The sequence below is a fragment of the Achromobacter sp. genome, from assembly GCF_036567245.1.
Classification (GTDB): Bacteria; Pseudomonadota; Gammaproteobacteria; order Burkholderiales; family Burkholderiaceae_B; genus Achromobacter.
Genome location: NZ_DATCUY010000723.1, coordinates 1 through 10,523 on the forward strand (window position 1 = coordinate 1; position 10,523 = coordinate 10,523).

A 10,523-nucleotide genomic window follows, 5' to 3' on the forward strand; every position below is an offset into this window, starting at 1 on the left:
GGATGCTGCGCCGCTTCATGGGGCCGCCGCCGCGGGTTGGGCCGCAAACCAGCCGGCAATGCGGACGATCTCGGCATCGCTATAGCCCCGCGCAATCTGGCCCATGACGCTGCCCTCGGACGCCGCTTGCGCGAGCGTGCGCATGCGCGCGGCGATCCAGTCGGCGGGGCGTCCCTCCAGCGGCGCAATGGCCGCTGCGGACCGCGCCGTCGGCGCATGACAGGTGACGCAGGCGCCTGCCCAGGCCTGCGCCTGCAGGTCATTTCCTGCGGCGACGGACGGGCTGCCCCAAGCGGCGGGCAATAGCGCGCAAGCCAGCGCCGCGCTTGCAGAAGGACGTAACGGCAGGCCGGGCATGATGGGTGACCGCTCCCGAGGATGTCCGCCTGAAGCGGATCGGAATGGCGGCGGGCAGGGCAAGGCCCTCCCGCCGGGGACGCCAAGTATGTCCTCGACTGCGCCAGGCATGCAAGCGCACGCCGCATGCGGATGCCCATGCGATAACGCTTATGGATCCCTCAGTATTTTTCATTGGGCACTAATAGGCCGCTTCCCCATAATCCGCCGGATGCCATCACGGCACGCCGCCCGATCGCGGCGCCTATCCAATGAATCCATGGGGAAATACATATGTTGCGTACCATGCTGGTCCGCTGCCTGCGCGCAGCCGGGTTTGCCGCCGGCCTGTTGGCGGCCTTTGGCGCCGTGGCCGCCGACTATCCGAACAAGCCGCTCAAGCTGGTCGTGCCGCAGGCCGCCGGCGGGGGCACCGACGTCATCGGCCGGCTCTGGGCCGACTATATGTCGCGGCGGCTGAACGTGGCCGTGGTGGTGGAGAACCGCCCCGGCGCCAACGGCATCCTGGCTTCCAGCCATGTCGCCAAGCAGCCCGCCGACGGCTACACCGTCCTGATCAGCGGCATTTCGTACCTGGCATTCAACCCGCACATGTACAAGAACCTGCCCTACGACCCGGCCAAGGATTTCGATGGAGTCAGCCTCCTGGTCAACACGCCCTTCCTGCTCGTCGCCAGTCCGCAGACTGGCATCCGCTCGTTCAAGGACTTGGTCGAAAAGGCCAAGGCCCATCCCGAGAGCCTGAACTTCGCCTCCGCGGGCAAAGGCAATTCCACGCATCTGGTGGTCGAAATGCTCGAGCAGCGACAGGGATTCAAGCTGACCCACGTGCCGTACAACGGCGCCGCCGCGGGGCTGACCAGCGTCATGGCGAACCAGACGCAGCTGATGGCTGACGTGCTGAACACCGCGGCCGCGCAGGCCAAGGCGGGCAAGGTCATGGCGCTGGCGGTGGTGGGAGCAAACCGCGCGGCCAGCGTGCCGGACGTGCCCACGCTGACCGAGCTGGGCATCGCAGATTTTCCGCTGCCGGGCTGGTATGCGCTGGTCACGCCCAAGGGAACGCCCAGGGCCGCCATCGATCTGCTCAACGCCGAAACCAGGCGCTTCTTCGAGGACCCGGCGGTCAAAGCGCGCCTGCAGGAGCTGCAGCTGGAGCCGCTGCCTTCCACGCCGCAGGCGGTCGCCGAAGCAGTCGCGCGCGACAGCGCGGCCTGGGGACCACTGATACGCCAACTCGGTTTGAACAACGACTGACCTCAACCCTGAAAGGAAAGACATGCCCAAGCTCAGCAATGTCGTCTGGCGCTATCGCCACGAAAAAATGACAGCCCTGATGGACGACCTCGCCGTCGACGCCCTCGTCTTCACCTCGGCGGATTTCTTCCAGTTCGCCACCAACTTCCACACCGATGTCCTGCCCTGGGAGCGCCCCATCTTCGCGGTGGTGCCACGCAACGGCGCGCCCTTTCTCATCATGAACGAGCTGTCGACGCACCACATGCGCTTCTCGCAGGAGCAAGGCAAAGTCTGGATCACCGACATCACCTACTATGCCGAGCACCCTCGCGTCACCGACCGCCTGCCGCTGATCACCCAGCTTCCGGAAGTCCTGGCCGAACGCCTGCGGCAGGCCGGGCTTGCGCGCTCGCGCATCGCGGTCGAAGGCGGCAGCCCCGTGCTTGCGCAGCTCAGCCGTCTGCTGCCCGACCTGACGCTGCGCGGCGCCACCACGGAATGCCGCTCGCTGCGCTGGCAAAAGCACGACGAGGAAATCGCCGTCATGGCCGCCGCCGCGTCGATCTCCGACTGGATACAGGACAGGTACCGCGAGAACATCCGCCCGGGCAGACTGGTGCAGGAACTGGACTGTGCCATGGCAGCGCTCTTCGTGCAGGAAGCCGCCGAACGCTTTCCCGGCGAACAGTTCGAGGTCGTCCGCTGCTGGACCCTGAGCGGCCCGGCGTCCGCATCCCCGCATGGCGACGGCGCGTCCTGCGGCGCGCGGATCAAGGAGGGCGACGTGCTGGTCAACATCGTCATTCCGCGCCTGAACGGGCTCACCATCGAAAATGAACGCACCTGGTTCTGCGGCACGCCTTCCGCGGAACAGACCAAGCTCTGGTCCGCGGCCAAGGCCGCCAACGAAGCGGCCATCGCCGCCGCCCGCACCGGCAACCCCGTCTGCATGATGGACGCCGCCGCACAGGCCGAGATCGAAAAGGCGGGCTACGCCGGATTCATCCGCCATCGCACCGGCCATGCCGTCGGCATCATCCATCACGAATATCCGGAAGACATGGCCTTCTGCCAACGGCCGCTGCTCCCGAACGAGGTGTATTCCGCCGAGCCGGGCATCTATGCATACGGCATCGGCGGCTTCCGACTGGACGATACGGTAGTGGTGGCCGATACGCCCCGCGTGCTGACCGGCACGCCCAAGACGCTGGAGTACGCCACCGTCAGATAGGTGGATCGCCCGGGGCCCCATCCTGCGCCAGGCTCTGCGCTTCCTCGCGCAGGATCTCGCGCAGCCAGGGCAGCACGATGCTGGGCGAATCCGCGGCCCACAACATGCCTATGGGGCCGAACTCCAACCGCGTGGGCGCCCGCGCGATGCTGATGAGATTGAGCCGCTCGTACATGTGGGCCACGGAACTGGCCAGCGTCGCGACATACTCCCTGTCCTGCAGCAAGGACAGCAAGGCCACCAGCGAACTGGTTTCCACCGCGGGCTTGGGCGGCGCCAGGCCCGCATCGACCAGTGCCTGGTCCAGCCTGACCCGCGACAGCACGCCGGGCGGCGGCAGAATCCATGGGTAGCCCTGCGTGTCCGCCCAGGTCGGCGTGGCCAGCCCGGCCAGCGGATGGCCGCGCCGGGTCACCAGGCTGAAGCTGTCCGTCATCAGCCATTGCCCGCACAAACCGGACCGGCTGGCGCGCAGATCCAGCGGCCCGATGATGAGATCGATCTCGTGGCGCGCCACGCGTTCGATCAAGGGCTCGAGCAAGCCCTCGACCAGTTCTATCTGTACATCGGGCGCGCGCTGGTGCAGCGTGGCAATCGCGCGCGGCAACAGCACCGGCGCGGCCGACAGGATGGTACCGATATGCAGCCGGCCGGCCACGCCCGCCTTGACCGCCTCGATCTCCTCGCCGGTACGCGCAGTGTCACCCAAGACACGGGTCGCGTAGCGCCACAGTGCGCGTCCTGCCTCGGTCAAGGCCAACGTTCTGCCGCGCGCAAACAATGGTGTGCCGACCATGTCCTCCATATCGCTCAGCCAGTGAGACAGCGCGGGCTGCGTCATGTGCATGGCCTTGGCCGCGGCAGTGACCGTTCCGGCCTTTTCCAGGGCGATCAGCACTTCCAGATGGCGCAGCTTCAGCCGGCGCGTCCAGAGCAATTCGTTAAGGGGCGCAATCATGCAGAAATGGTAATGGATATCTCAGGTTTATTCATTGGCCGTCTATGGGGTTCGCGCACAAAATGGGCACCTCTCGAATCAGCCCTACACGCCCATGCCAACAAGCGCCTCGTCCCTGTTGTCCTTGAACGCCTTTGCGCGCAGCCTGGCGCAAAGCGGCCAACCCGCCCGCGGCCTGAACGTGCTGGGCGAGGCCTTGCAGGAATGCATCGGGTACCGCCTGTTCACCGTACTGGTCCTGGACTGGGAGGCCGGCCTGAGCCGCCGCTATTTCTCGACCCAGCCGGCGACCTACCCCGCCGGCGGCAGCAAGCCGATACGCGAGGACAGCGAGTTCTACGCTGCGGTGGTGCAACAGGGAGAGCCGCGCCTGTGCCTGGACCGCGAGGACTGCGTGCGGGCCTTTCCCGATCATGAGCTCATCGCATCGCTGGGCTGCGAAAGCGCGGTCAACGTGCCGGTGCGCTGGAACGGACGGACACTGGGTTCATTGAACCTGCTGCACCAGGCGGGCTGGTACCGGCGCGACATGTTCCCGGAACTGGCCTGGTACTCGGCGCTGGCCATACCCGTCGTGCAAGACATTATTCGAACCACCCAAAACCATGAGGGGAAATCATGACGCGCCTAAGCAGCCACTTCGCCGCCTTGCTCTTGTGCATCGGTCCCGCCGCCGCGCACGCAGCCGCGGACACCTATCCGGCCAGGCCCATCACCATTGTCTATCCGTACGCCCCCGGGTCCGCCTCCGATACGTTGACTCGCCTGATCGCCGACTCGTTGCAGAAGCAGCTGGGCCAGCCCGTCATCGTCGAAAGCCGCCCCGGCGCGGGCGGATCCATCGCCACCGAGCACGTAGTGCGCGCAGCCCCCGACGGCTACACGCTGCTGCTGTCGGCCAGCGGCACCGTTGCCGTCAATCCGCACATCTACAAGCTGCGATATCAGCCCGTGAACGATCTGGCCCACATCTCGATCGCGGTGGAAGTGCCCTTCGTGTTCGTGGTCAACAAAGACTTCCCGGCGCAGGACTACGCCGCCTTCCAGACGCTGTCGCGTCAGAAGCCCGCCGGGCTGACTTCCGCCAATGCCGGTCTGGGAACGCAGGCCCATCTGACACAGGCTGCCTTCGCCAAGCAGGCCGGCCTGAACCTGAACATCGTCGCCTACAAAGGAGCCGCGCCCGCCGTGAACGACCTGATGGGCGGCCACATCGATTCGATGATGGACAACGCCGCGTCGCAGATTCCGTATGTCAGCTCGGGCAAGACCACCGCGCTGTTCGTCACCAGCGACTACCGGTTCGACGCTTATCCGAAAGTCCCCACCGCCAAGGAGCTGGGCATCACCGGCTTGGTGCCGGCTGGCTGGTTCGGGTTGGCGGCGCCCAAGGGCACGCCGGAGGCGGTGATAGACAAGCTCCACGGCGCGCTGGTCCGGGGCCTCGGGACCACAGACACTGAGCGCAAGCTCAAGGAACTGGGCTGGGTGATCGTCGCCAATACGCCGCAACAGGCCCGCGAACGCGTACAGGCGGACTTCACCCGCTTGGGTGAGGTCGCAAGGGACATCGACCTGAAAGCCCAGTGAACCGGACTACAGACGGCGCCGTGCCTTCAGTCGGATGGCTTTGAGGCAGCCTGCCGTTCACGGTCGCAGCGCCGCCGCCAGCCCCCGCACCTCGTCCAGCGCGCCAGCCACGCCCCGCTCCGCCAGCGCCTGCGCAAGCCGTGAACCGACGACGACCAGATCGGCATGACGGGCCACGAGCCGGGCCTCGTCCGGCGAGCGCACGCCGAAGCCTGCGGCCACCGGCAGCCGGGTATGCGAACGCAAGCGGTCCAGATCCTGCGCGATGCGGCGCTCGTCGGGCAGGTCCGCGCCGGTCGTGCCGGCCAGCATGATGTGATAGACGAAGCCGCTGGCATCGCGCAGCAATCCCGCCAGCCGCGCCTCCTCGGAAGTCGGCGCGGACATGCGGATCAGATGCAGGCCGTGCGCGCGCGCCTCCTGCCCGATGTCATCGGCATGTTCGACCGGCAGGTCGATGATGATCAGGCCGTCCACGCCCGCGGCGGCCGCGTCCCGGATGAAGGTATCAACGCCATGCCGCAGGATGGGATTCAGATACCCCATCAGCACCACAGGCGTTCGCGCGTCCGTATCGCGGAACTCGCGCATCAGCGCCAGCGTGCGCTTCAAGGTCTGGCCGCCGGCCAGCGCGCGCACGTTCGCCTGCTGCAGCACGGGACCGTCCGCCACCGGATCGCTGAACGGCATGCCGAGTTCGATCATGTCGGCGCCCGCCGCGCGCAGGCCGCACAGCAGTTCCAGACACGCGGCGGGGTCGGGGTCGCCCGCCGCGAAGTAGGTCACCAGGCCGCTGCGTCCGGACTGGCGCAGCGCCTCAAGGGTTTGATCCAGCCGTGTCATGCCGCCACCTCGCCAAATTGAGTCACCGTGTCCATGTCCTTGTCGCCGCGCCCGCTCAGGCACACGACGAGGATCTCGTTGCGCGCCATCCGCGGTGCGAGCTGGCGCACGTAGGCCAGCGCATGCGCGCTTTCCAGCGCGGGCAGGATGCCTTCCCTGCGCGTCAGCCAATGAAAGGCCGACACGGCCTCGGCATCCGTGACGGACACGTAGTCCACGCGCTTGCGGTCGTGCAGCAAGGCGTGTTCGGGGCCCACGCCCGGATAGTCGAGCCCGGCCGATATCGAATGCGCATTGACGATCTGGCCGTCGTCGTCCTGCAGGTAATAGCTGCGGCAACCGTGCAGCACGCCCTCGTGGCCGGCGCTGATGCTGGCCGCATGCGCACCGCTGGCCAGGCCCAGCCCGCCCGCTTCGACGCCGTACAGGCGCACGTCCGCCAGTTCCAGGAAGGGATAGAAGAAGCCCATCGCGTTGGAACCGCCGCCCACGCAAGCCACCATGGCGTCGGGCATGCGCCCGGTCTTGGCCACGATCTGCTGGCGCGTCTCCTCGCCGATCACTTTCTGGAACTCACGCACCAGCCAGGGATAGGGGTGCGGGCCGGCGCCCGTGCCCAGCAGGTAGTAGGTGTCGGCAGGATGCGCGATCCAGTCGCGCAAGGCCTCGTTCATCGCGTCCTTCAGCGTGGCGGTGCCTGCATGCACGGCGCGCACCTCGGCGCCCAGCATGTGCATGCGGCGCACGTTGACGGACTGGCGCGCCATGTCCTCGGCGCCCATGTAGACCACGCAGTCCAGGCCGAACAAGGCGCAGACCGTGGCGGTGGCCACGCCATGCTGCCCCGCGCCGGTCTCGGCGATGATGCGGCGCTTGCCCATGCGGCGGGCCAGCAGGATCTGCCCCAGGCAGTTGTTGATCTTGTGCGCGCCGGTGTGGTTGAGGTCTTCGCGCTTGAGGTACACCTGCGCGCCGCCCAATTCCTCCGAAATGCCGCGCGCGAGGAACAGCGGGCTTGGCCGGCCCACGTAGTCGGCCAGCATGCCGCGGTAGGTCAGCCAGAAGTCCTCGTCCGACAGCGCCGCCTTGAACTGGCGTTCGAGCTCGTCCAGCGCGGGGACCAGCGTTTCGGGCATGTAGCGGCCGCCGTAGGGGCCGAATTGGCCGCGGCTATCGGGCGCGGCCGGATGGAGGGCGGATGGCATGAGGCAGAATCTCTTTACAGGGCGATGAGGAATTTTCCTTATGCTATCTTCACAAAAAACTTATTTGAATCAATGATTTGTTTACCATCCACGTTAGCTGAACTAACAGACTGAACATGAGACGGCTGCCCTCCCTCAATGCCCTGCGCTTCTTCGACAGCGCCGCCCGCCAAGCGAGTTTCACGCTGGCCGCGAAGGAGCTGTGCGTAACCCACAGCGCCGTCAGCCAGCAGATCCGGCAGCTGGAAGAATGGCTGGGCTGCGCCTTGTTCGAGCGTCGCGCCGGACGCGTCCATCTCACTACCGCGGGCCTGGACCTGCAACGCGCGGCCCATGATGCCTTCGACCTGCTGGAACGCCGCTGCGATGAACTCAAGCGCGGCACACAGCCGGCCGAACTGGCCCTAGGCGCGCCCGCCAGCTTTCTTTCCAACTGGTTGATCCCGCGGCTTGAACGTTTCGAAGCCCTGCATCCGGACATCCGCGTCCGGCTGCAGACCGCTGCCGACGCGGCCTTGCTGAACACGCAGCGCGTGGACGCGCTGATCCTGGCCGGACGCGCCTGGCCGCAAGAATGGGACGTCACGCCGCTGTTCGCCGAAACCATCGGACCGGTCTGCACCCCGGCCCTGGCCGCGCGTATCCGCAACGCGGCCGATGTGCTGGAGGCGCCGCTGCTGCACACTTCCTCGCGGCCCGACGCCTGGAAGGATTGGGCGGCGCGCCTGGGCATCGCGCTGACGCCGCGGCAGCCGGGGCGCGAATTCGACCATCTGGGCCACATGCTGGAAGCCGCCGCCGCCGGCCTGGGCGTGGCCATCGCTCCCGCGGTGCTGGTGGAGTCCGAATTGCACCGGGGCCGGCTCGCCGCCCCGCTGGATTTCGTCGAAAGCGGCGCGGCCTTCAGCCTGTGCGTGCGCAAGGATGCGGTGCGCGCCGATGCCGCGCAGGAGCATTTGCGCGACTGGCTGCTGGCCAGCGCCGGCGCGGGCTGACGCGCGCACGGCGCGCAAACCCGTTACTCTTGCGCGCCCAACCACTCCGCCGAAACGTATCCATGAAAAAGCTCTGCGCGCTGCTGGCTCTGCTGGCCCCCGCGTTGGCCTGCGCTGCCTACAGTCTTTCCGCCACCGAGGCGGCGGTGCTGGAAGCGGTGCTGCGCGACGAGTTCGACACCTACATGCAAGGCGGCGACAGCCTTATCGGCTCAAGGCTCGGCCTGCCCGCCGCGACGGCCGAAGCCGTGTCCCAGGCCTATGCCGACGGCCCGACCGCGCGCTTTCCGGCAACGCTGGACGTCACCATGCTGATCGCGGGCCCGGTCGACGCGGAGACGGCTTCGGACGGACAGATCGTATCGTTCACCACTTCTGGATCGCCAACGGTCCGGGCGCATTTGCCCGCCGGCCTTGCACCGGCCAAGCACTTGGCCCTGACATGCCGCCGCATGCAGTGGGTCGACGGCTCTCCCACCTTCATGGACTGCCGCGACGGCGCCCTGGCCGGCAGGGAGGAAGCCGTCCGCTTGAAACGCGAGCTGGACGACTTTTACCTGGGCAAGCCGACCACCGTCCAGGTGTCCCAGTTGGCAGTCAACATGTCGGTGTACGCCAGCCTGCTGGCGCCCGGCCACGGCTGCCCGAAGGACATCGACACATGCCGCCGGGCCATCCAGGCCGTCGACCGCACAGGCCAGAACAAACAGCTGCCCATGGTCGTGCAGCGCTTCCAGCAGGCGGGGCTGGATCTCAGCCCGTATCAGGGCGATAAGGCCGCAGCCAAGCCGGGCCGCTAGCGCGGCGGGCCGGCCGTGCCGTGCCAAAACGGGGTCACCGCAAGGCCTGTACCGCCCCCATTTATCGCAATCGCGCGCCGCTATACTGGTCCCACCTCAATACCCCTTACGCGCCGCGCCTTTTCTGCTGCGCCACGTTATGCACGTCTCGTTGGCCATGCTGCGCCCCCTTGGCCGGGCGCTACTCTGTACCGTCGCCACCCTGCTCTCCGCCCACGCGTTCGCCGCCCCGCCGACGCTGGCGCAATGCCACGGCATCAAGGATATGGCGTTCGTCGCCCACCTGGACGACGACCTGCTGTTCATGAACCCCGACATCGTCTCCAACATCCAGGCGGGCGGTTGCGTGCGGCTGGTCTACCTGACCGCCAGCGATGCCGGTGAAGGCGAGAACTACATGCTGGGCCGCGAACGCGGCGTGCGCTCTGCCTACGCCTATATGGCGCACCAGCCCGACGAATGGAAGGAAGACGTCGGCGTCGCGGGCGGACACCGCATCGCGCGCTTCACCCTCAAGGGCAATCCGCGCGTGCAGCTGTGGCACATGCGCCTGAAGGACCCTTGGCTGGGCAAGGGCTGGGGCAGCCTGACGCCGCTGAGCCGCACCGAATCCGAACCCGGACAGAATGTCGACACGCTGGGCCCTTACGCCGAGTCCTATACGCGCGAACAGCTGATCGACGCCCTGGCCGACCTGATCCGCCAGTACGCGCCGACCACGGTGCGCCACCTCGACGACACCATGGTCGTGCCCTACACGCAGCTGTGCTGGCGCTGCGCCGGCCATGGGCATCCCGACCACATCGCCAGTGCGCGGCTGGCGCGCGAGGCCATGCTGCGCGTGCCGGGCAACTACGCCGAGATGGGCTATGTCGATTACCCCAGCCAGGAACGCGCCACCAACCTGACCCAGGCAGAAATCGCCAGCAAGTCGCTGATCTTCCAGCACTACGCCTGGAACGACTACCACTATTGCGCCGGCCCCACCGGCTGCAAGGAACCCGCCGGCCCCGCCGCCGCCTGGGTGCAGCGGGCCTATTACGTATCGCGCCAGGACATCGCGCCGCAGCTCTACCCTGACGGGCGCGGCGGCCTGGTGGTGTTCGCCGCCGGCGAGACCAATGGCGCCGTCAATCGCTGGGACGCGGGCCAGCGCCGCTGGCAAAGCCTGGGCGGACGCACCAGCGGCCCGCTGGTCTCGTTCACCCATGCCGACGGCACGGCCGGCCTGATGGCGCGCGACCCGCTGGGCGGCGTGTGGGCGAACAAGCAGCGCCACGACGGCACCTGGCAAGGCTGGCAGGC

General features: G+C 67.3%; 11 protein-coding genes. 7 read left to right on the forward strand and 4 right to left on the reverse strand.

Going from position 1 to position 10,523, the window contains the following annotated elements:
• Window positions 1–15: 15 nt before the first annotated feature.
• Window positions 16–357 (reverse strand): cytochrome c, encoded by a 342-nt coding sequence (locus VIR09_RS31250; RefSeq protein WP_332016397.1) that lies wholly within the window; start codon window positions 355–357, stop codon window positions 16–18.
• Window positions 358–630: 273 nt separating this feature from the next.
• Between VIR09_RS31250 and VIR09_RS31255 the strand changes: the two genes are divergently transcribed.
• Together VIR09_RS31255 and VIR09_RS31260 are read left to right on the forward strand one after the other, a co-directional pair.
• Window positions 631–1,614, forward strand: coding sequence for a tripartite tricarboxylate transporter substrate binding protein (locus VIR09_RS31255; protein ID WP_332016398.1), 984 nt, complete (start codon window positions 631–633; stop codon window positions 1,612–1,614).
• Window positions 1,615–1,636: 22 nt separating this feature from the next.
• On the forward strand, window positions 1,637–2,827 hold the full coding sequence (locus VIR09_RS31260; RefSeq protein WP_332016399.1) for a Xaa-Pro peptidase family protein: 1,191 nt from the start codon (window positions 1,637–1,639) through the stop codon (window positions 2,825–2,827).
• Here VIR09_RS31260 and VIR09_RS31265 read toward each other — a convergent pair.
• Window positions 2,820–3,785, reverse strand: coding sequence for a LysR family transcriptional regulator (locus tag VIR09_RS31265; RefSeq protein WP_332016400.1), 966 nt, complete (start codon window positions 3,783–3,785; stop codon window positions 2,820–2,822). The genes VIR09_RS31260 and VIR09_RS31265 overlap by 8 nt on opposite strands.
• A 94-nt stretch (window positions 3,786–3,879) precedes the next feature.
• Here VIR09_RS31265 and VIR09_RS31270 point away from each other — a divergent pair, with 94 nt between their 5' ends.
• Both VIR09_RS31270 and VIR09_RS31275 read left to right on the forward strand, forming a co-directional pair.
• Window positions 3,880–4,407 carry a GAF domain-containing protein gene (locus tag VIR09_RS31270; protein WP_332016401.1) on the forward strand — a complete coding sequence of 176 codons (528 nt, stop codon included), beginning with the start codon at window positions 3,880–3,882 and terminating at the stop codon, window positions 4,405–4,407.
• Window positions 4,404–5,375, forward strand: coding sequence for a tripartite tricarboxylate transporter substrate binding protein (locus tag VIR09_RS31275; RefSeq protein ID WP_332016402.1), 972 nt, complete (start codon window positions 4,404–4,406; stop codon window positions 5,373–5,375). The genes VIR09_RS31270 and VIR09_RS31275 overlap by 4 nt, the downstream gene beginning before the upstream one ends.
• A gap of 57 nt (window positions 5,376–5,432) precedes the next feature.
• Here VIR09_RS31275 and trpA read toward each other — a convergent pair whose 3' ends face one another.
• Both trpA and trpB read right to left on the reverse strand, forming a co-directional pair.
• Window positions 5,433–6,218, reverse strand: a complete 786-nt coding sequence (trpA, locus tag VIR09_RS31280) for a tryptophan synthase subunit alpha (RefSeq protein WP_332016403.1) — start codon at window positions 6,216–6,218, stop codon at window positions 5,433–5,435.
• On the reverse strand, window positions 6,215–7,423 hold the full coding sequence (gene trpB, locus VIR09_RS31285; protein WP_332016404.1) for a tryptophan synthase subunit beta: 1,209 nt from the start codon (window positions 7,421–7,423) through the stop codon (window positions 6,215–6,217). The genes trpA and trpB overlap by 4 nt, the downstream gene beginning before the upstream one ends.
• A gap of 116 nt (window positions 7,424–7,539) precedes the next feature.
• Here trpB and VIR09_RS31290 point away from each other — a divergent pair, with 116 nt between their 5' ends.
• From VIR09_RS31290 to VIR09_RS31300, 3 genes are all read left to right on the forward strand, one after another.
• Window positions 7,540–8,418: a LysR substrate-binding domain-containing protein gene (locus VIR09_RS31290; RefSeq protein ID WP_332016405.1), complete on the forward strand. Its 879-nt coding sequence runs from the start codon at window positions 7,540–7,542 to the stop codon at window positions 8,416–8,418.
• A gap of 62 nt (window positions 8,419–8,480) precedes the next feature.
• Complete coding sequence (locus VIR09_RS31295) at window positions 8,481–9,218, forward strand: hypothetical protein (protein ID WP_332016406.1); 738 nt, start codon at window positions 8,481–8,483, stop codon at window positions 9,216–9,218.
• A 139-nt stretch (window positions 9,219–9,357) separates the two neighbouring features.
• A partial coding sequence (locus VIR09_RS31300; protein ID WP_332016407.1) for a PIG-L family deacetylase occupies window positions 9,358–10,523 on the forward strand: 1,166 nt, incomplete at its 3' end.